14 protein-coding genes are annotated in these 21,214 nt (G+C 54.1%); 9 read left to right on the forward strand and 5 right to left on the reverse strand.

Annotated elements, in window-relative coordinates:
* Positions 1 to 59: 59 nt before the first annotated feature.
* The 3 genes from R2K26_RS00715 to pth form a co-directional block, all read right to left on the reverse strand.
* Positions 60 to 1,238: a hypothetical protein gene (locus R2K26_RS00715; protein ID WP_316518131.1), complete on the reverse strand. Its 1,179-nt coding sequence runs from the start codon at positions 1,236 to 1,238 to the stop codon at positions 60 to 62.
* Positions 1,239 to 1,333: 95 nt separating this feature from the next.
* Positions 1,334 to 4,831, reverse strand: coding sequence for a transcription-repair coupling factor (mfd, locus tag R2K26_RS00720; RefSeq protein ID WP_316518132.1), 3,498 nt, complete (start codon positions 4,829 to 4,831; stop codon positions 1,334 to 1,336).
* A gap of 25 nt (positions 4,832 to 4,856) precedes the next feature.
* Positions 4,857 to 5,459, reverse strand: a complete 603-nt coding sequence (gene pth / locus R2K26_RS00725) for an aminoacyl-tRNA hydrolase (RefSeq protein ID WP_316518133.1) — start codon at positions 5,457 to 5,459, stop codon at positions 4,857 to 4,859.
* A 456-nt stretch (positions 5,460 to 5,915) separates the two neighbouring features.
* Between pth and ppdK the strand changes: the two genes are divergently transcribed.
* Together ppdK and R2K26_RS00735 are read left to right on the forward strand one after the other, a co-directional pair.
* Positions 5,916 to 8,552 carry a pyruvate, phosphate dikinase gene (gene ppdK / locus R2K26_RS00730; protein ID WP_316518135.1) on the forward strand — a complete coding sequence of 879 codons (2,637 nt, stop codon included), beginning with the start codon at positions 5,916 to 5,918 and terminating at the stop codon, positions 8,550 to 8,552.
* Positions 8,553 to 8,914: 362 nt separating this feature from the next.
* A complete protein-coding gene (locus R2K26_RS00735; protein ID WP_316518137.1) occupies positions 8,915 to 9,250 on the forward strand; it encodes an NUDIX domain-containing protein in 336 nt (111 codons plus the stop codon).
* A 5-nt stretch (positions 9,251 to 9,255) separates the two neighbouring features.
* On the opposite strand, the gene R2K26_RS00740 is transcribed toward R2K26_RS00735, so the two are convergent.
* On the reverse strand, positions 9,256 to 10,272 hold the full coding sequence (locus R2K26_RS00740) for an FAD:protein FMN transferase (RefSeq protein ID WP_316518138.1): 1,017 nt from the start codon (positions 10,270 to 10,272) through the stop codon (positions 9,256 to 9,258).
* A 379-nt stretch (positions 10,273 to 10,651) separates the two neighbouring features.
* Between R2K26_RS00740 and R2K26_RS00745 the strand changes: the two genes are divergently transcribed.
* Positions 10,652 to 14,323 carry a hypothetical protein gene (locus R2K26_RS00745; RefSeq protein ID WP_316518139.1) on the forward strand — a complete coding sequence of 1,224 codons (3,672 nt, stop codon included), beginning with the start codon at positions 10,652 to 10,654 and terminating at the stop codon, positions 14,321 to 14,323.
* A 306-nt stretch (positions 14,324 to 14,629) separates the two neighbouring features.
* Here R2K26_RS00745 and R2K26_RS00750 read toward each other — a convergent pair whose 3' ends face one another.
* Positions 14,630 to 14,767 (reverse strand): hypothetical protein, encoded by a 138-nt coding sequence (locus R2K26_RS00750; protein WP_316518141.1) that lies wholly within the window; start codon positions 14,765 to 14,767, stop codon positions 14,630 to 14,632.
* A 358-nt stretch (positions 14,768 to 15,125) separates the two neighbouring features.
* Between R2K26_RS00750 and R2K26_RS00755 the strand changes: the two genes are divergently transcribed.
* From R2K26_RS00755 to R2K26_RS00780, 6 genes are all read left to right on the forward strand, one after another.
* The gene (locus R2K26_RS00755) at positions 15,126 to 16,529 is read left to right on the forward strand and encodes a sodium-dependent transporter (protein WP_316518143.1); all 1,404 of its coding nucleotides are present in this window, start codon (positions 15,126 to 15,128) and stop codon (positions 16,527 to 16,529) included.
* Between the two features lie 95 nt (positions 16,530 to 16,624).
* Positions 16,625 to 17,017 carry a VOC family protein gene (locus R2K26_RS00760; protein WP_316518145.1) on the forward strand — a complete coding sequence of 131 codons (393 nt, stop codon included), beginning with the start codon at positions 16,625 to 16,627 and terminating at the stop codon, positions 17,015 to 17,017.
* A 222-nt stretch (positions 17,018 to 17,239) separates the two neighbouring features.
* Positions 17,240 to 18,460: a hypothetical protein gene (locus R2K26_RS00765; protein WP_316518147.1), complete on the forward strand. Its 1,221-nt coding sequence runs from the start codon at positions 17,240 to 17,242 to the stop codon at positions 18,458 to 18,460.
* Between the two features lie 11 nt (positions 18,461 to 18,471).
* Positions 18,472 to 19,569 (forward strand): hypothetical protein, encoded by a 1,098-nt coding sequence (locus R2K26_RS00770; protein ID WP_316518149.1) that lies wholly within the window; start codon positions 18,472 to 18,474, stop codon positions 19,567 to 19,569.
* A gap of 13 nt (positions 19,570 to 19,582) precedes the next feature.
* Entirely contained in the window at positions 19,583 to 20,365 is a 783-nt protein-coding gene (locus tag R2K26_RS00775) for a hypothetical protein (protein WP_316518151.1), read from the forward strand.
* Entirely contained in the window at positions 20,358 to 21,209 is an 852-nt protein-coding gene (locus R2K26_RS00780) for a hypothetical protein (RefSeq protein WP_316518152.1), read from the forward strand. The genes R2K26_RS00775 and R2K26_RS00780 overlap by 8 nt, the downstream gene beginning before the upstream one ends.
* Positions 21,210 to 21,214: the final 5 nt, after the last annotated feature.

The following is a 21,214-nucleotide window of genomic DNA, read 5'->3' on the forward strand; positions in this document are numbered from 1 at the left end:
AAATTTTGTGAGCAAAAAGGCAGCATGAAGCAATACCCATGCTGCCTTTATTTTGTGATTTACTCAGCGGAAGATTCAGAAGAAGTCTCACTCGTCTCGGAAGAAGTTTCGGAAGATTCCGCACTGCTCTCCTCGGAAGAAGCGCTTTCGTCGCCGCTTTCGGAAGCGACGGAAGACGTGCCGTTCTTCGTGGTATCCGCAAACATGGAGGGCTTGTAGCGGTTCAGTACCTTCTGGTTCCATTCCACGCCCTCAAAGCTCTGTGCAGCCGCGCTGACAGCATCGGCGTATTCGGTGTTCTTCAGCTCAAGCAAAAGCTGCGAGCGGTTGTCACTGCTCTCCAGCAGCGTGTCTTCGTCCTCCTTGATCGGCAGACGGTGCAGAACGATCATGTACTTTGTCGATTCCACGACCTCCACGTCGCCTTCCTTCATCTCCTTAATCGCAGAGATGAACGCGTCCGGCATGTAGCTTGACTGCATACCGTTTTCGTCCTTGATGCCGGTCTGGTAGGTGGAGTCCTGCTGTACTTTGAGCGCATAGTCCGTTGCGGCGTCGTTTACGGTCATCGCACCGGATTCGATCTTCGTCTTGTATTTTTCCAGCGTCTCCTTGAGATCGGCCTTTTCCTCGTCGGTCAGGTCAACAGATTTATTGTCATCATCCGTCTTCGTCAGCGGCGCAGAGAAATACTCGTAATCGTAGTAATCGTCTTCAATGTGCTGGCGCAGCTCGCTTTCCGGCACTTCATTTTCGCCGCCCTCGCCGTACAGCGCGTTGAAGACCTTAAGGTACATTCTGTTATACTGGGAATACGCAATGTCAAAGGAGGTTTTTGCAATGCCGAACTTTTCAAAGCTCGTGCCGAAGTAGTTCCAGTAGCTCTCGGTGGTCTGGAGGCATGTGCTGTAATCCTCGTCGGTCATTTCAAGGCCCAGACGCTTCATTTCGTTCTGAATATAGAAATACTGATTCACATACTCGTCCGCGCGGTTTTTGATCCACGTCTCGGCCGGCGTGCCGTCGATTTCGGACTTCAAGACCTCGTCTTCGGTAGAGACCTTGGAAGCCGCTTCATTGTACGCAATGGAGAGGTAGTAAATGTATGCGCCGGCAGGCAGCTCGGTGTCGTCGTACTTTGCGGACCAGTTCAGATCCTCATCGTAGCAGCCCGCAAGGCTGAAGCACATGGCAACGGCCAAAAGCAGCGCCACGGTAATCTTTGCGATTCTTTTCATGGTGTTTGTTCCGTACCTTTCTTAAATATTGCGGACAAAATGTCCACAAAGGTTTGCTGTTGTTCATTATACCGCCGATACGGCAAAATGTCCAGTTATTTTGTAGCGGGTTTCGGCGCTTTCGCGTCCTCATCGCCGCAGAGTATCTTTAAAACGTCCTCCAAAACGGTGAGCGGTGCCTTGCCGCCCAGCGCCACGCTGATGTACGGGCGGCTGCCGGCGGAGAGCATCACCTTGTTCGGCATGCCCTGAATGAGGCGCTTCACGCGCTCCATGTCAAACTTATCTTTGTAGAGCAGAAGCGCGTTTGCCTGTTGCTTGACTTCCGTAATACCAAGCTGTGTCGCGCGGTTGCGCAGCAAAGCAATGTCGATAAGCCCATAAACGCTTTCGGGCGGCTCACCGAAGCGGTCAATGAGCTCATCCACAACATCGCTCGAATCCTCATACGTTTTAATGTCTGCGATGCGGCGGTAAACATCCAAACGCAGCGCGGTGGAATCGATGTAGCTTTCCGGGATATGCGCCTGCACCTGCATGTCCACGGTGCATTCCTCCACGGGGTTTTCGGGCGCTTCGCCCTTCATCATGGCTACGGCTTCGTTTAAGAGCTTCAAGTACATGTCATAGCCCACGCTTTCCATGTGCCCGTGCTGCTCGCCGCCGAGGATATTGCCTGCGCCGCGAATCTCGAGGTCGCGCATCGCAATCTTAAAGCCGGAGCCGAACTCCGTAAATTCGCGTATTGCCGCCAAACGCTTCTGCGAAATCTCACTCAAAACCTTGCCGCGTGTAAACGTAAAGTACGCGTAAGCGCGGCGGGTGCTGCGGCCCACGCGTCCGCGCAGCTGGTGCAGCTGCGAAAGTCCCATGCGGTCGGCGTTGTCGATGATCAGGGTGTTCGCGTTTGGCACGTCCACGCCCGTCTCAATGATCGTCGTGCAGACGAGCACGTCAATTTCATGCTCCATCAAACGCCGCCAGACTTCGGAGAGTTCCTGCTCGCTCATTTTGCCGTGGCCGATGCCGATCCTCGCCTCCGGCACGCGCTCGCGAATACCCGCCGCCACGCGCTCAATCGATGCTACGTCGTTGTGCAGGTAATACACCTGCCCGCCGCGGCGCAGTTCTTTTTTGATGGCGTCGGAGATGACGCCGGGGTCATATTCCATCACGTATGTCTGCACCGGGTGACGGTCGTGCGGCGCTTCTTCAATGACGGACATATCGCGTATACCGGAAAGCGCCATGTTCAAGGTGCGCGGGATCGGCGTTGCAGAAAGCGTCAGAATATCGGCAGATTTGCACACGTCTTTCAGCCGTTCTTTCTGCTGCACGCCGAAGCGCTGCTCCTCGTCGATGATGACAAGGCCGAGGTCTTTAAACTGCACGTCTTTCGAGACCAGTCGGTGTGTGCCGACGATGAGGTCAATGCTGCCGCGTCTCAGTTTTCTCAAAATTTCGTCCTGCTGACGCGGCGTACGGAAGCGGGAAAGCAGCTCCACATCCACGGGGAAGCCCTCCATACGCTTTAAAACGGTCTGGTAGTGCTGCCACGCCAAAATCGTCGTCGGCACCAAGATGGCGCACTGCTTGCCGGCGGTGATGCACTTAAACGCCGCGCGCAAGGCAACCTCCGTCTTGCCGAAGCCCACATCGCCGCACAGCAGTCTGTCCATCGGCGCTTCACGCTCCATGTCGTTTTTAATCTCGTTGATGCAGCGCAGCTGGTCGTCCGTTTCGTTGTATTCAAAGTGCGCCTCAAAATCGTGCTGCCACTCGTTGTCTTCGGGGAACGCAAAGCCCTTCTGCTTCATACGTTGAGCGTATAAAACAATAAGCTCCTTTGCGATGTCCTTTACGGCGGCGCGTACGCGCGCTTTCGATTTCTGCCATTCCGTGCCGCCAAGGCGGTGCAGCTTTACGCCGGAATCCTCACGCGGACCGATGTATTTCGCAACTAAATCGAGCTGTGTCACCGGCACATATAAGGTGTCGTTTTTCGCGTACCGCAGCTTAATGTAGTCCTTCGTGATGCCCTGCATGTCGATTTTGTGGATGCCCTCAAAAATGCCGATGCCGTGCGTTGCGTGCACTACATAATCGCCGGGGGTCAGCTCGGCAAGGCTGTAAACGGCCTTGCTGTTTTTGTCCTTTTTTTTCGCTTTCGGCTGGCTGCCCGCGCTCATGCGCCCGTGCGTGATGAGCGTAAATTTCGCGTTCGGGTATTCAAAGCCTGCGGAAAGCGTACCCGCCACAACGGCTACCGTGCCCGGCGTGATGGCGGAAAGGCTCTCAAAATAGCCCGCAGGCAGTCCGGCGGCCTTTAAATCTGCCGCCACGTTCATCGCGGCGCGCTCCGTGCCGGCTAAAACAGCACAGGCATGCCGATTGTGCAGCGCAGCCGTCAGGTCTTCGGCCAAAAGCTGCGTGCTGCCGCCCCAAACGGAAAGCTGCCGCACCGTCATGTTCACAAGCGCCTTTGTCGGCGTGTCGTAAGAGCCGCGTGCAAACGCGTCCATATAAACGCTCGCCGTGTCCTCCGCGCGCTTTAAGGCGTATTCATACGTCTCGGTATACATGTCAAGCCCGCGGCACAGCACGCCCTCCGCGAGCAGTCCGCGTACGTCCTCGCCCCACTGCCACAGCGTCGTGCGCATGCGTTCCTTTAGTTTCGAGCCTTCGGAAAACACCAGCAGCGCATCCGTGTCAAAATAATCGAACAGCGTTGCGACTGTCTCGTAAACGAACATGTAATATTTGTCCATGCACCCAATGTGCAGGTCGTTTTTCAGTTTATCCGCCTCGCGCAGCAGCACTTCCTTTGCGGCAGGCGCCGCCTTGCCGCGCAGCGTTTTTGCGTGTGCCTCGAGTTTCTTTGCAAGGATACTCATGCTGTCCGGCACGACCTCCACGGCAGGGGAGATGGTCACCTCCGTGATCTGGTCGGTGCGGCGCTGCGTCTCCGCGTCAAAATACGAGATGGTGTCGATCTCGTCGCCCCAGAATTCCACACGCACCGGTGCTTTTCCGCCGGGGGAGTAGAAGTCCACAATGCCGCCGCGGCGCGCAAACTGACCCGTGCCGTCAATCTGATCGGCGCGCACATAGCCACAGCGCACCAGCGTCCGCACAATCTCATCCACCGAAATTTCCTGTCCGGCAGAAAGTTTCACCGTGCGCTCTTTCAGCTTTTTCGGCGGCAGAACATACTGCAATGCCGCGTCGATCGTCGTCACAATGCAGGTGCACTGCCCGGTTTGCAGCAGCGTCAGTGCTTCGATGCGCTGGCGTTCATATTCATGCGAGCTGCCCTCCGTGTCGCGCAGGCTGAAATCGCGCAGGGGGTAAAACGCAGAAGTCACGCCCATCGCGTTCAGGTCTTCCAGCATACGCGTCGCTTCCGCTTCGTCGCCCGCAATAAACAGCGCTTTTTTCGACATGGCAGAAAGCAGCGTGTGCAGAATATTTGCTTTGTGAATGGAAGCCAAACCCGTCACGGCCACCGGCGTCTTGCGCTGCCGCACAGCGTTTTCGATCGCGCGGTATTCCGGCACGCGCCCGAGCGCGTCATTCAAAAAATTCATACGCATAGTAGTGTTCCTTTCGGGGAGCCGCTCAGGAATTATAGCGGTTCATCGCCTTGTCCGGCGCGCCGGAGAGGAGCAGCTCCACGGCGTCCGTTACGTTTTCGGAAACGGTTTTTAGCGTTTTCATCTCGTCATTTGTAAAGCGGGAGAGTACCCAGTCCGCAAGGTCCCAACCTTCGGGCTTGCTGCCTACACCGATCTTCATGCGCGGGAACAGGTCGCTGCCGCTCAGATAAATGATGTTCTTCATGCCGTTGTGCCCGCCTGCACTGCCCTTTAAGCGGATGCGCGTGCGCCCAACGTCAAGCGAAATGTCGTCGAATACAATCAGCGTGCGCTCCGGCGGAATATGAAAGAAGTTCATCGCCTCCGTCACGGACTGTCCGCTCAAATTCATAAAGGTGGAGGGCTTTAAAAGCACGGCGCTCTGTCCCGCAATGGTGCCCTTGCCGTAAAGGCCTTTGAATTTCACGCGGCGCACCTCAATGTTAAAGTGCTCCGCGATGGCGTCCAGCATGAAAAAACCGGCGTTGTGGCGTGTCATCTCATATTTCGGGCCCGGGTTGCCGAGTCCCACGATCAGCCAGTCCGCGCCGCCCGAAGTTTGATCGTTTTTAGAAAAAAGCTTCATGGAATGTTCCTTTTTACGTCAATGTTTTTGTCTTCTTTTTCGCACAGCCCGTTTTCGGGGATGCCGAAAGGCACGCAGAAGCCGCACAGCCGCCGAAAGGGGGAGACCCTTCGCCGCTGCGCTTTTCTCTGCGTGTGTATTTGCGGGTATGCCCGCTTTTCAAATATATTATATTATGCCACTCGCAAAAGGGTTTTGCAAGCCTATTTTGTCCGAAAACGCGGGAAAACCCGCCTTAAAAAATCGTTTTGCGGCGCAAAAATCTGTCTAAAAGAAAAATTCTGCGAAAAATTTCCGAAAACAGACGATTTCTCGAAAAAAGGTATGGAAATTCGCAAATATATTTGGTATAATAGAGTGCGGCGAAACAGTGGATAAGTTTTTTACGCCTTTTTCGCCGGAAAAATCAGTTAATACTCGGTTTAACCGTGTAAATTTTCAAGGAGGTAGTTTCCAATGAGCAAAAAGTATGTCTATTTGTTCACAGAAGGCAACGCGAGCATGCGCGAGCTTCTCGGCGGTAAGGGCGCAAACCTTGCTGAGATGACGAACCTCGGCCTGCCCGTTCCGCAGGGCTTCACCATTTCCACCGAAGCCTGCACCCAGTATTACGAAGACGGCCGCCGCATCAACGATGAGATCCAGGCTGAAATTATGGAGTACATTGAAAAGATGGAGCAGATCACCGGCAAGAAGTTCGGCGATCAGGAGAACCCGCTTCTCGTTTCCGTCCGTTCCGGTGCACGCGCATCCATGCCTGGCATGATGGATACCATCCTCAACCTCGGCCTCAACGAGGACGTTGTTGAAGTTATGGCTAAGAAGTCCGGCAACCCGCGCTGGGCTTATGACTGCTACAGAAGATTTATCCAGATGTATTCCGACGTCGTTATGGAAGTCGGCAAGAAGTACTTCGAGCAGCTCATCGACGCGATGAAGGCTAAGAAGGGCGTAACGCAGGACGTTGAGCTGACCGCTGACGACCTGAAGGAGCTCGCAAATCAGTTTAAGGCTGAGTATAAGGAAAAGATCGGCGAGGACTTCCCGTACGATCCGAAGGAACAGCTCATGGGCGCTATCAAGGCTGTTTTCCGTTCCTGGGACAACCCGCGTGCAAACGTCTATCGCCGCGACAACGATATCCCGTATTCCTGGGGTACCGCTGTTAACGTGCAGATGATGGCATTCGGCAACATGGGCGAGACCTCCGGCACCGGCGTTGCATTTACCCGTAACCCGTCCACCGGCGAAAAGGTTCTCACCGGTGAGTTCCTCATGAACGCACAGGGCGAAGACGTTGTTGCAGGTGTCCGCACCCCGCAGCACATCGACCAGCTTAAGGAAGTCATGCCGGAAGTTTACGAGCAGTTCGTAGGCATCTGCAACACCCTTGAAAATCATTACAGAGACATGCAGGACATGGAGTTCACCATCGAGGACAAGCACCTCTACATGCTCCAGACCCGTAACGGCAAGAGAACGCCGGCTGCTGCTCTGAAGATCGCTTGCGACCTCATCGACGAAGGCATGATCGACGAGAAGCAGGCTGTTCTCATGATCGAGCCGAGAAACCTCGACGCTCTGCTGCACCCGCAGTTCGACGTTAAGGCTCTTAAGGCTGCTACCCCGGTCGCTAAGGCTCTGGCTGCATCTCCCGGTGCTGCTTGCGGCAAGATCGTCTTCACCGCTGAAGATGCAAAGGTTTGGAACGAGAAGGGCGAAAAGGTCGTCCTCGTTCGCCTTGAGACCTCCCCGGAGGACATCGAAGGCATGAAGGCTGCACAGGGCATCCTCACCGTTCGCGGCGGTATGACCTCCCACGCAGCTGTTGTTGCGCGTGGCATGGGCACCTGCTGTGTTTCCGGTTGCTCCGCTATCACCATGGATGAAGAGAACAAGAAGTTCGAGCTCGCCGGTAAGACCTACCACGAGGGCGACTGCATCTCCATCGATGGTTCCACCGGCAACATCTACGACGGCCTCATCCCGACCGTTCCGGCTTCTGTTGATTCCGGCGACTTCGGCCGCATTATGGGTCTTGCTGACAAGTTCCGTCAGATGAAGGTCCGTACGAATGCCGATACCCCGCAGAACGCTATCGATGCAAAGCGCCTCGGCGCAGAAGGCATCGGCCTCTGCCGTACCGAGCACATGTTCTTCGATCCGGACAGAATCGCAGCTATCCGCGAGATGATCTGCGCTGACACCGTCGAAGGCAGAAAAACTGCCCTTGCTAAGCTCGAGCCGATGCAGCAGGGCGACTTTGAGAAGCTCTACGAGACCATGGAAGGCGAGCCGGTTAACATCCGTTTCCTCGATCCGCCGCTGCATGAGTTCGTTCCGACCGAAGAAGCTGACATCGAGCTGCTGGCTAAGTCCACCGGCAAGACTGTCGAGCAGGTCAAGGCAATCATCGCCGGCCTCCACGAGTTCAACCCGATGATGGGTCACCGTGGCTGCCGTCTGGCTGTCACCTATCCGGAAATCGCAGAGATGCAGACCTCCGCAGTTATCAAGGCTGCGCTGAATGTTTCCGCTAAGCATCCGGATTGGAACATCGTTCCGGAAATCATGATCCCGCTCGTTGGCGAAGTCAAGGAGCTGGCATATGTTAAGAGCGTTGTCACTGCAACGGCTGATAAGCTCATCGCAGAGGCAGGCTCTTCCATGACCTACAAGGTCGGCACCATGATCGAGATCCCGAGAGCTGCTCTGACGGCTGACGAGATCGCGAAGGAAGCAGAGTACTTCTCCTTCGGTACGAACGACCTTACTCAGATGACCTTCGGCTTCAGCCGTGACGACGCAGGCAAGTTCCTCGGCGCTTACTATGATAAGAAGATCTACGAGAACGATCCGTTCGCAAAGCTCGACCAGGTCGGCGTAGGCAAGCTTGTTAAGATGGCTTGCGAGCTCGGTAAGTCCACCCGCCCGGACATCAAGCTTGGTATCTGCGGCGAGCACGGCGGCGACCCGACTTCCGTCGAGTTCTGCCACAACGTTGGTCTCACCTACGTTTCCTGCTCTCCGTTTCGTGTACCGATCGCTCGTCTTGCTGCGGCTCAGGCTGCCATCCGCAATCCGCGCCAGTAAAAAGTTGACGCAGTAGCGTAGGCAAAACAACCGATATAAATACGGTCACACAGTCCTTTTGGATTGTGTGACCGTTATTTTTTTGCCCATTTTCAGTTGAATACACCGCAAATCAAGACGCTGGTTTCACTATGAATCAGCGGCTTTTTTCGTTCCCAAAAAATTTTTTCGTTTAGGGGGTCTATAAATAAACCTTCTCGCTGCCTACCTATTGAGGGACAAAACGAATTCCCTCGTGAACCTTGAAAACCGAATACACATTCAACAGGTATATTCCTGATTGGGGGCGAAAGCCCCAGCCGGATGAAGGTGCGCCACGAACTTCCTGCCCATAAGGGTTATCACGGAAAGCGTGGATAAGCGTGAAAACGAAATTGTCGGCAATTCGCGAGCTTTTCGAGGAGCTTGGCGTGCACGCGAAAGCGGAAGACCTTGTGTACTGCGGCACGCGCCGCGTGGTATATGACGGCGAGTTTTGCGGCAAGCTGTTTCACGACCGTCAGGTCTCGAAGGTGTTCTACCTTTGGTTCGACGCAGATGAAAGCGCTTTTAACATCGACTCCGCCGAGGTAGACCGTGTTTTATGGATGAATTTAGATGCGTGCATCGACGGTGTGCGGCATAACACGTTTCCGCACTGCATCAAAATGGACGAGCTCGAAATTTTATGCAGCGGCTTAAAGGTCGATTTTGCATAAGTTTTTTACCGCGTAATGACCTGCACCGTGGTATCGGCATAGTCGGAAAGCAGGGAAAAATCCTCTTTCAGTCCGTCCGTAATGTAGACCGTGCCGTCCGCTGCAATGAAAATCGCTTCAAAGTCGCTGCTTTCTGCCCAGAGAGCAGCGGCTTTTTCTAAGCCCATCACAAAAAGCGAGGTGGAAAGCCCGTCGCACATCGCGCCGTCCTCGCCGATGACCGTCACGGCAAGCAGGCCGCTGTCTGCCGGACGTCCGGTCTTCGGATCCATAATGTGCCAATAGGTCTTGCCGTCCTGTTCAAAATAACGTTCGTATCCGCCGGATGTGACAACGGCTTTGTCGCGCACGGAGACCACCATCATGGGCTCTTTATTGTGAGGGTTTTTCACGGCAATTTGCCATGCGCCGCCGTCCGGCTTGCTGCCGATGGTCTGCACGTTGCCTCCGAGATTCAAAAGTGCGGAGGTGACGCCCTTTTCGCGCAGAAGTTCCGCTGCCTGTTGACCGGCATAGCCCTTTGCAATGCTGCCGAGGTCGATTTCCATGCCTGCAGGCAAGATCACTTCGCCGGTGACTTCATCGTACTGCACATTCGTGTAATCGACCAGCGGCAAAAGGGAGGTGAGCTCCTCCTCGCTCGGCACCTTGTAGCTGCCGGTCGTAAAGCCCCATGCGCGCACAATGGGGTAAACGGAAATATCCAGTGTGCCGTTTGTGCGGCTGCACATCGCAAGTGCCTTTCCCATCAGGTCGGCGGTGCTGCCCGTAACGGTACCAGAGCCGTTTTGGTTGATCTGCGCGATCTCGCTTGTGTCTTTCGTCACAGAAAGCTCGTCTTCAAGACTGTTTATCAGCGCCTCCGCGTCGTCAACGAGCGAAGCGCTGCCGTATACGGTAAATTCCATGGTGGTGTTCATGGCGTAGAATGTCTTTTTTTCGGCTTGTGGCGTGCGGGAACACCCCGTGCACAGTGCAAAAATCAGCACAAAACAGCCAAAAACGGATAAAACTTTCTGCATAGTGGTCTCCTTTTGAGAAAAAATCATAGAATATTAAAAATAGATGACAGATATTTAAAAAATGAATACCGTTTCCGGTTGACAACAAAGGAAATTTTTGGTAGCATACTGTGTAGAGGTTAGTACTATCTAACTTTATATACACCGTAAGAGCAGAGAACGTAATCCTTCGCGTGAGGGATTGAAAGCCTTTTGCGGCGCATAAAGCTTGGGTGCTAACACTGATTTTTTCAGTGTAAGTTAGATACATCTAACCCACGCGCAGCATTATACCACGGAAAAGCGCGTCTTTCAACCATTTTAAGAGATTTTATTGAAAGCTGTCCGTGGCAAAATCCGGCGCGGCGGAGAAGCCGCGACAGAAAATGAAGGAGGCAACATGAGAAACATTGGCAAAAAGACAGTCTCATTGCTTTTGGCGGTCATGCTTCTTCTGTCCATGACAGCCGTCGGCGTCATGGCAGAGGCAGCAGCACCGACAGAAGTGAAGAACTGCACGTACAGTGGGTTTGACAGCACACTGAACATCAGCTTTGAGGATTCCGCAAAGGCTTGGCTCGATGCCATCACCGATGTTACGGCAAACGGCGTCACGTATACCAAGGGAACGATCAGCTGGGGCGCAGAGGGCAACCTCTGGAACATCGGCACGGTGTCCGGCGCATACGGAGACGAGCAGGCATTGAAGCTGCTGTATTCTTCCGGCAGTTTCCCGTCGACGATTGTCGTCAAGGCAAACGGCTATGACACCGTTACGCTGAACGTCACGTCCGAAAGCTCCGGATACAAGGCAACGATCACGACGGCCGAGCCGACCGCTGCCCCGACGGCAAGCCCGACCCCGGAGCCGACGCCGGTAGAGGATACGGATCCGCCGACCAATTACACGGTATCGGCATACTTCGGCTACGACTTCAACATGACGTTTACCGACGCGGAAGATTGGCTCAACGCGATCACCGATGTGCAGGTTAGCGGCACGTCTTGGAAGAAGGTTTCCTATTCGAACCTTGTCAGCAACAACGCCAAGTATTATGTGAGTGGCAGTGACGGCAGACTGTATATCGGTGAAGGCTTCGACGGCGATACCGCGGTCTGTGTAATTACGGCGGAAGGCTATAAGCCGCTGACGCTCACCTTGAACAAAACAAACCACAGCGCCGTGATTGGCGCCGTAACACCGACCGCTGCCCCGACGGCAAGCCCGACCCCGGCGCCGACGGAGGAAAAAGACCCGCCCACGGAGTTTACCTCCGGCAACAACTTCGGCTACGATTTCAAGCTCACCTTTGCAGACGGTGACGAATGGCTGCAAGCCGTTACGGATGTCGAGGTCAACGGCACGTCTTGGGAGAAGGTCTCCTCTTCGAGCCTTGTCTTCAACAACGCCAAGTATTATGTGAGTGGCAGTGACGGCAGACTGTATATCGGTGAAGGCTTCGACGGCGATACCGCGGTCTGTGTAATCACGGCGGAAGGCTATAAGCCGCTGACGCTCACCTTGAACAAAACAAACCACAGCGCCGTGATCGGCGCCGTAACACCGACTGCTGCCCCGACGGCAAGCCCGACCCCGGCGCCGACTAAGACCGTCGACATCAAAGATGTTACGCTGGAAAGCGACACGTTCGGAAGCGATTGGTACATTAAGGTTGCAAAGCCGGAAGGCTATGTAAGCGACGTCACGGACTTTAAGGTGAACGGCGTTTCCTGGAACCGCAAGTCCTATGCACCGGCAAGCGGCGGCGCATATTATAAAGACACCGACGAAAATGCGATCACCATCGCGCAGAAGAGCTATTCTTCCAATGAAAGCGAAAGAGCCGTTCAGAGCGGCGATGTCATCACCATTTCCGCAAAAGGCTATGAAGACCTGAACCTCAAGTTCGTTGTAGATGCAAGCGGTAAGGCTTCTCTCGTTGCAGACGACGGCGAAGGCGATCCGTATGAGCTCCACGTTAAGATTGAGGGCTCGTTTGAAGCCGCTATCGTCGGCCAGAAAGATTATGACGGCGTTTCCGGCGCAAGCACGGGCGGTTCCACATCGAATAGCAACAGCAACGTTACCGTTTACGGTGCACTGGTTGAAAAAGACAAAGAGCCGACCGACGACGATTGGCAAAAGCTCGATAATAACTCCGAAATCGATCTCAACGGCAGCAAGTGCAAGGTCAGCATCGTGCCGGATGTCGAAAGCGGCACCCCGGAAGACGCAGACAGTGGTATGAGCGGCGTTTATATGCCCATCAGCAGTGACCTTACGCTAAGCGGCACACCGAAGGACGCAGGTAACTACCTCGTCTCGGTTTCCATCGAAGACAATCAGGGTAGAAAAGCGACCAGCAACACGCTGCCCTTTATGATCTACACCGGCGAAGAAACGCTCGCCGAGCAGATCAAGATCGAAAACCTCAAGCAGTATGCAAACGGCCTGTATGCTTGGGATATCATGGAGCCGTGGGCCATCAAGAACTTCGGCAGCAATGTGGACGGTGAAGAAGAAAGCGTCCGTGTACCGGCTGACCTCGAAGTCTGGTTCGGCTCGCATGAGAGCGGCACATACGGCTACCTCGGCTATGACCTTGCTTGGGACGAGGTAGAAGCGGGCAACATTCCGCAGACACTGTACATCCCGGCCGGCTGCAACTTGACGCTCACCAACATGGAAATTCTCAGCAGCGTGCGCATCGTCGTCGAAGACGGCGGCAAACTAACACTGGACGATTCCGTTGTGCAGGGCATCATCGACGTTCAGGGCGGCGGTACGTTCTCCATGAATTACAGTGCTTACAGCGGCAAATTCAAGACGGGCGCTTCCGTTTGCGGCCGGATCCGCCTTGCAGACGGCGCAATTTTGGAAAACGCAGCGATCTATTCCCATGCTAACTACCTTGCAAACGGCGATTTAACAGACCGCACCACGTCCGAGCCGGTCGTTGTCACAAACGGCAATGTGGCCGTCAAGGGGCAGGTCTTCATTGAAGGCGATGATGCCGGCAATGAGATTGGCCAGACCGCTCTGCAGGTCAACGGTACCCTGACGCTTGCAGACGGCGCAACGCTCGTTGCATACGGCGGCGGTGGTATGACCTATTTTGCAGGCGGCACTGCAATCGATTTGAACGGTACTATCACCGGCAATGGTAAGCTTGTTGCCATCGGCGGTGCACCGCTCTTCGGTGACGGTGGCACGGCAATTTCCGGCAGCGGCACCATCTCCACAAGCGAAACCTTCCTCCAGGGCGGCACGGCATTTACAAGCCGGGATGCAAAGCCCGGCAAGGCGCTGAACGGCGACATTACGCTCACAAGCCAGAGTCGCCATGTAAAAGACGGCACACTGGAAGAAACCGGTACGGACGATCCGCTCAAGGCGCTCTACTGGAATACCGGCATTGAGCTTATCCCGCCGCTCAATACGTTTACCACCGAGCAGCATACGGATGCCGTAACGGATACAACTGTGTGGAAGTTCGACGAGAACACCCACTGGAACCCGTGCGACGACGTGACCTGCAGCGTACATGTAAACGAAGCGGCACACACCTTCGTTTGGGTCAATGACGAAGCGGAAAGTGACATCAGCACTCGGAGCATAGAAGACAGAACAAAGCACGAGGAGTGCACCGTTTGCGGCTATACGCGCAATGAAAATACACCCATCACGCCCGATCCGGTCGTGACTCCGGAGCCGTCTGCCAAACCTACGGCGGAACCGACCACGGCACCTACGACAGAGCCATCGGTTACCCCGGCACCTACGACAGAGCCATCGGTTACCCCGGCACCCACAACGGAACCCACAGCAACACCGGCACCGACCACAGAGCCGACCACAGAGCCGACCACAACGCCTGCGCCTACGGCAGCGCCGAGCGCAGCGGCTACCGTTACCCCGGTTCCAAACAATAACAACGGATCAAATACCCCGAAAACCGGCAGCGATTACATTGCCGTCATCTTCAGTATTTCCCTCCTCACCGTTTCCGGCGCAGCCATTGCCGCACTTGTGCTTTTGAGTAAAAAGCGTGGTAAGCACGTCGCAAAGTAAACTCGTTTTTTACGAAACAGAAAATATTTTCTCCCTGATAAACACGCCCCGGTGGACAATTTCCAGTCCGCATGGGCGTGTTGCTCATTCTTTTACAAAAGCAAGACCGAAGAAGCACCTGACGCTGCTGCGCCTGTACTTGATGCGGTCCAGTACTATAAGGATCACAAAGATCTCGGAGCACGTGGATGTACAGGAAATCTCGGCATCGGATACGAAGCCATTCGTCGCAATAGAATGAAAAGCGATGCCGGGAGTTCGAGCAGGGAATTGGCTTCCCGTTGACCAGCGCTGCTTTGCACTTGTTCACTTTTTCCTTGGCCTCCCGATAAGTCTTGCCGTAGCAGAAGCCATACTTAATTTTTCCGGAAGCTCGTATCCTTTGATATAGCGCGCTTCCCATCTGCCGTCCTTGCGTTTGAAAATATTTTCACCTTTTGCCATCTTAAGAACCTCCTGATTAAAAAAAACTGTGTTAACTTACATTCTACCAACAGCACCAAGCTGGTTCAGACTGCGCATTTGACTGCGATAAACCGTCAGCCAAACGTGTCAGCAGCAGGAATCGGGCACATAATTTCAGTTTCACACCCGCGCCCCGATGCGTTCTGAAATGACCCCAAAAGTCTGGAAAGGGAGACACCGGAGAAATTCGGTGTTTTTCGCATTTTGCGGGAAAATTGTGTAAAGTTTTCTTTACTTCTCTGAGTTAAAGTAGTATACTAATATGTATATATTCGAAAAGTGCGGCAGTTTGGCTTTTGGGGTATAGCAGGTATTTTACGGAGGAGTGTATAGGACTATGGAGAAAAAAACAAGCAATTTTTCCGGACAGCTCGGCTTTGTGCTGGCGGCGGCCGGCAGCGCGGTGGGCGTGGGCAATTTGTGGCGCTTTCCGTACCTTGCGGCAAAGGACGGCGGCGGACTGTTCCTCATCATTTATCTGGTGTTGGTGCTGACGTTCGGCTTTACGCTGCTGACTTCCGATATTGCGATTGGCAGAAAGACGCAGAAAAGTGCCATCGGCGCGTACGAGGAGATGCATCCGAAGTGGAAGTTCCTTGGTGTGCTGACGTTTTTGGTTCCGGTGCTCATTATGACGTATTACGCGGTCATCGGCGGCTGGATCACGAAGTACGCGTGCGTGTATCTGACGGGGCAGGCTTCGAGCGCGGCGCAGGACGACTACTTTACGTCGTTTATCACGTCGCCGGTGTCGCCTGTGGTGTTCGGCCTGCTGTTTATGGCGGTGACAGCGTTCATTGTGTATAAGGGCGTTGAGGGCGGCATTGAGAAGGTATCGAAATTCATGATGCCGGTGCTGCTGGTTCTTGTTGTTATTATTGCGATTTACTCGCTGACGTTAAAGCACGAGGACGCGGACGGCAACGTGCGCACGGGTTTACAGGGTTTCCTCTACTACATCACCCCGCACTTTGAGGGGCTGACCGTGGAGCGCTTTTTGCAGATTTTGCTCGATGCAATGAGCCAGCTGTTCTTCTCGCTGAGCGTTTCGATGGGCATTATGATCACCTACGGCTCGTATGTGAAGCCGGAGGTTGACCTCAACAAATCCGTTTCGCAGATCGAGTTTTTCGACACCGGCGTGGCGCTGCTTGCAGGCGTGATGATCATTCCGGCGGTATTCGTGTTCTCCGGCACGGACGGCATGGGCGTAGGCCCGAGCCTGATGTTTGTGTCTTTGCCTAAGGTGTTTGACGTGATGGGCCCGGCGGGCACGGTGGTCGGTGTGCTGTTCTTCATCTCCGCAATTTTTGCGACGCTGACCTCCTGCATTTCGGTTTTGGAGTCTATCGTTGCAAACTGTATGGAGATCTTCCACACGGACAGAAAGAAGACGACGCTTGTGCTGGCGCTGATTTACCTCGCAGCTTCCGCGGTGATCGCGCTCGGGTACAGCGTGTTCTACTTCAACGTGACGCTGCCGAACGGCTCGAGCGCGCAGCTTCTGGACATTATGGACTACGTCAGCAACAGCGTTATGATGCCGCTGATCGCGCTGCTTTCCACCATTTTGATCGGCTGGGTGAAATCGCCGAAATATGTGGCGGACGAGATGGAGCGCGGAGGGTATAAGTTCCGCCGCAAGCGTATGTATTACGTGATGATCCGCTACGTAGCGCCTGTGATGATGCTGGTGCTGTTCTTACAATCTACGGGCTTGCTTTCGATGATATTTAAGTAAATTTATCGGTGAATTTCCGCGAGAGCGGTTTAAAGCAGTGCCGTGCGGAGTTTTGCGGCGCTGCTTTGCTATTTTAAAAACGAAAGGTGATACTTATGAAATTTCCCGAAATGCTGACCGGTGTGCAGCACATCGGCGTGCCGACGAACGATTTGGAAAAGACCGTTGCGTTTTATGAAACCATCGGTTTTCGGCCGGTTTTGGAGACCGTAAACGAGGCGGCGAACGAGCGCGTGACGTTTTTGCAGCTCAAAAATTTAGTCATTGAGACGTATGAGAACCACGCGGCGGTGGGAGAGCCCGGCGCCATCGACCACATTGCGCTCGACACGACGGATGTTGAAGCGGCGTTCGCAGCGGCGAAGGAAGCGGGGCTTACGATGCTCGACGACGAGATTCACGGGCTGCCGTTTTGGGCGAACGGCGTGAAGTTTTTCACCGTGGAAGGTCCGAACGGTGAAAAAGTGGAGTTCTGTCAGAAATTGTAAGCGATAATTAGAATATAGAATTTCGGCGGCTGAACTGCGTTTTCGGATGCGGTTCGGCCGCCTTTTTTCTGCCAGAAGGGGCCGGATTTCTGGGAGATACAAGCGTTGCAAGCAAAGTGCAAGTTTACTGCAAAAGATTTGCAAAAATCGAGACAGGGCAGGGTGAGTCTGGTATAATTGGGGCAGAAAGGGGCGGTGTGGCCGCCAAAGGAGTGTATGGAAATGAAAAAACTAATTTTAGTGACTTTGGTGCTTTGCATGGCGTTATCGGCATGCACGAAGGCGGAAGTGGGGAAAGCGCCGACTGCGGAGAGCGCGGCGGCTTCTTCCGTGGAAAGCACCGCGAGCGGCGGGAAGAGTGCGGCGAGTGAAGTCTCATTGCCGGAAAAGACGAAGACGGCGGCGCATGTGACGAAGACGTTATCCTCCGGCGTTGTGGTGGACGCAGACGTGACTATGCCGGAATCGATGCAGAAAACGGAGCTGCCGGAGATGAAGGGCACGGGGCACGAGGTGGCGCACGAGGGGCTAAGCGAGGTGTTTTTCGGTGGGGCAGAGGTGGAATCGACCGTGACAGAAATAGCGGATAACGGTTATTTTTCTTCTAACACGATGCACGAGCTTTGGCAAGTGGGAGACACGGTGCTGTCGGCTGTAGGCACGACAGTGGCGTACTCAAACGGACGAGAGGTGACGGCGATGTACCTCTTTTCGGAATACGCGAGCTCTTTGCCGTTCGGCGACAACCGCGCCGTGTATTTGACAGGGAAGAACCTCGACTTCGCGACGATAGACGAAGTGAAAGAAAAAATGCGGGCATATATTGACGCGCTGGGGGTCTCTGTTTTGGAGCCGACCTGCTACACGATGGACTATGACACGATGCGGGATGTGTATGGCGGGCGTACGGCGCTTGAGACGTATGACGCGGACTTTGACTTTGTGATAGAGCCGACAAAGGAAAACGAGCAGTATGTGCTGGAATACCCGATCACGGTGAATGGTATGCCACTCGGTAGCTTTGACGGCGGCAGTTACAGCGGGGACGTGTGGGTGACGGGGACCTCGGTGAAGGTGTTTTACGGCGCAGAGGGGCTGAATATGCTTTCGATGCCGTATGCGCTGGATGTGACGGACGCGGGCACGTCGCAGCCGGTGCTGACATTAGACGAAGCGATACAGAAACTGGAGGAAAAGTTTGACTCCATGATCGTGGAGGGCGAATGGCGCGTAGACGAAATTGAGATGGCGCACATTGCCGTGCCGATAGAGGGCACGAACGACGCGAGGCTGCTGCCGGTGTGGCGCTTTCAGACGGAGCACACGATGGAATACGCCGGAAAGGACGACCCGAGCCAAACGACGACGCTGACGGACAGGGGCGACATTTTGTTTAACGCGCTTGACGGCACGGAACTTTTGAAAAATAACGGTTCGATTTAGGAGGTGTTTTTGTGAAACGGTTTGCGGTGGTTTTACTTTCTGTGCTTTTGGTGCTGCTGCCCGGCTGCACGAAGCCGGTGACGGAAAGCGGTGTGCAGAGTACGGAAAGCGGAACGGCGGAGAGCACAGCGGAAGCTTTGAGCAGTACTGAGAGCGGGGCGGAGAATACTGCCGAAAAGGCAGAGCATATTACGCAGACGTTATCCTTCGGCGTTATGGTGGACGCAGATGTGTATGTTCCGGAATTCATGCAGAAAAGTGCGTTGGCGGAAATGCGCGGACAGGGGCAGCTCATCGATTATGAAGAGCTGAAATCACTTTTTTGTTCTGGCAAAACCATAACAGAAGAGGGAGAAGAGCCTTGGGAAATGGTGACCCCGGGTGCCATGGAAGCTGTCGGAAAGTATGTAAGTACGCAGGACGGCGATTACTTACAGCGTATTTGCGGAAATACATTTTACTATATGACAGAGCGGGACATACAGGATATAGAAGACTTGACAATATATGAAACCGGAAAAAATCTGGATTTTGCTTCGATAGAAGAAACGGATAAAACCATTCGGGACATAGCGGAGAAGCTGAACATTGCGGTTGGGAAGGGTGTATGCTATACAATAGATACAAGTGCACAGCCGCATTATGTTTTTCAATATGAGATTTTGGTAAACGGAATGCCGCTCGCGATGTTTGATGGCGGCAGTTACAGCGGAGATGCTTATGTGCCGGGTACATATATGACCGCCGTGGTGGATGCGGATGGAATCCGCCATTATGACGTAAGCTATGTTCTGGAAGAACTGGAAAGCGGCGAATCAAAGAAAGTGCTGACGCTGGACGAGGCTTTGCAGGCGGTTGACGATAAGTATAACTCGGTTATCATGGAGGGCGAATATTTCATTGACGATATTCAAATGGCGTATACGCCTGTCCGGACGGAAGAAACCGGCATTGTGCGGCTGATTCCGGTTTGGTATTTTCAGACGACCCATCAGATTCTGGTGCCGAACCGATCCGGCACAGGGGAAGTGATGCTGCCGCAAAGCGGTTATATCCTCATCAATGCGCTGGACGGCACAGAGCTGCTGCACAGCAACGGAGATATATGAGGTGCGTATGCGTGTGTTTTGGAATGTTTTGAAAAATGACCTTGTGCGCACGGTGTGCTCGAAATCGTTTGCGGCGGCTGCGCTGGGGCTGACCGCGGCGACGTTTTTGACCGGTATGGAGGAGCTTTCTTATATGCAGCCGGAAAATGACCTGATCTACATTTACGGGATCTTTCAGCACCTTGATTTTCAGCTTTTGTTTTTGCTGTTTGCGGCAATACCCGGGGCGGCGCTGTTCTGCGCGGACTGGGAGAACCGATTCATTCGCTTTTCGGCACAGCGGTGCTCGAAGCGGATATACGGCGTATCGAAAGGCATTGCGTGCTTTGTTTCGGCGGTGCTGGTGGTCGTCGTTTCCGAGTGGCTCGACCTGATGATCTTACGGCTTTGGGGCTTTCCGGCGGTGAACATGGAAAACAGAATCTTCATGGCGCTGGGCGCGTTTGACGAGATTGGGTATTCCGAGCGGGTGTACCTTTATTTTGCGGCAGTAATCTTCATTAAAGCGTGCTGCGCGGGGGCGTTTGCGGAATTTGCGCTGTGGCTTTCGACGAAGATCACGAACGTATTCGTGACACTGGCGGCACCGATGCTGGCGTATTACGTTTTGAATACGCTGATGATGTGGCTGCGTATGCCGAGCAAATTTTACCCCGGTATGCTCTCTAAGGGACTTTCGATGTTCGGAGGCGCAGGGATAACGACGCTTGTGACGTGCGGAATCTTTGCAGCGTTCGGCGTGGTGTTCCTCGTTTTATTTACGCGCTCGTGCAGAAGGAGACTTGAAAATGGGTAAGGTTTTCGCTTGCTTTTCGATTGCGCTGCACAACTTTAAAAAATGGGCGGTGAACCCGCGGCTGTACATTTTGCTGTTGATGGAGGTCTTGTATTTGCACTCGCGGCTTTCGCCGGTGGGCGAGCTGTGCGCGCGGACGGGATATAAGGTCACGCCGTATCTGCTGCCGTTTTTGCTGGACGAGGGCAGCGCGGTGATGATGCTGTTCCTCGGCGTGGTGCTGTTGTTCTGCGATGCGCCGTTTATTGAGGACGAGCAGCCGTATATTATGCTGCGTTCCGGGCGGCGGATATGGTTCATCGGGCAAATGCTGTATATCGTGGTGGCGTCTGTGCTGTATTTAATTGTGCTGTATTTCATAAGTGTTCTTGTGCTGCTGCCGCATATCGAATGGAGCGCGGAATGGGGCAAGCTGCTTTCGACGTTTTCACAGACATCGGCAGGGGGGCAGAACGGCATCAGCATTCCGTTTGCACGCGTTATCACGGCGCGATTTGATCCGATCCCGGCGGTGTTGCGGTGTGTGGTGAACGGGAGCTTGGTCGCCACTGTGCTCGGTATGCTGATGTTCTTCGTGAACCTGAATATTTCCCGCACAGCGGGCGGCATCTGCGGCACGGCACTCGTGCTGTGGAACATGGTGACGTATAAGACGTGGTACGGGTTTGTGAACGTCTCGCCGGTCTCGTGGGTGAACCTTTCCCGTGTGGATTACGACGGCAGCTCGATATACCCGAGCCTTACGTATATTTTGTTGGCACTGTTGGTTTTGTTTGCGGTTTTATCGGCGGCTTCGTGGGTGACGCTGCGCAGGCGGAACATTGACGTGCTGAAATCGGTGTGAAAGGA

Source organism: Neglectibacter sp. CSJ-5 (genome assembly GCF_032490475.1).
Lineage (GTDB): Bacteria > Bacillota > Clostridia > Oscillospirales > Acutalibacteraceae > Hominenteromicrobium > Hominenteromicrobium mulieris.

Excerpts from the sequence above, each read along its gene's own strand:
- R2K26_RS00715 (WP_316518131.1), bottom strand. The coding sequence starts at position 1,238 with ATGAAAAGAATCGCAAAGATTACCGTGGCGCTGCTTTTGGCCGTTGCC.
- mfd (WP_316518132.1), bottom strand. The coding sequence starts at position 4,831 with ATGCGTATGAATTTTTTGAATGACGCGCTCGGGCGCGTGCCGGAATAC.
- pth (WP_316518133.1), bottom strand. The coding sequence starts at position 5,459 with ATGAAGCTTTTTTCTAAAAACGATCAAACTTCGGGCGGCGCGGACTGG.
- ppdK (WP_316518135.1), top strand. The coding sequence starts at position 5,916 with ATGAGCAAAAAGTATGTCTATTTGTTCACAGAAGGCAACGCGAGCATG.
- R2K26_RS00740 (WP_316518138.1), bottom strand. The coding sequence starts at position 10,272 with ATGCAGAAAGTTTTATCCGTTTTTGGCTGTTTTGTGCTGATTTTTGCA.
- R2K26_RS00745 (WP_316518139.1), top strand. The coding sequence starts at position 10,652 with ATGAGAAACATTGGCAAAAAGACAGTCTCATTGCTTTTGGCGGTCATG.
- R2K26_RS00750 (WP_316518141.1), bottom strand. The coding sequence starts at position 14,767 with ATGGCAAAAGGTGAAAATATTTTCAAACGCAAGGACGGCAGATGGGAA.
- R2K26_RS00755 (WP_316518143.1), top strand. The coding sequence starts at position 15,126 with ATGGAGAAAAAAACAAGCAATTTTTCCGGACAGCTCGGCTTTGTGCTG.
- R2K26_RS00760 (WP_316518145.1), top strand. The coding sequence starts at position 16,625 with ATGAAATTTCCCGAAATGCTGACCGGTGTGCAGCACATCGGCGTGCCG.
- R2K26_RS00765 (WP_316518147.1), top strand. The coding sequence starts at position 17,240 with ATGAAAAAACTAATTTTAGTGACTTTGGTGCTTTGCATGGCGTTATCG.
- R2K26_RS00780 (WP_316518152.1), top strand. The coding sequence starts at position 20,358 with ATGGGTAAGGTTTTCGCTTGCTTTTCGATTGCGCTGCACAACTTTAAA.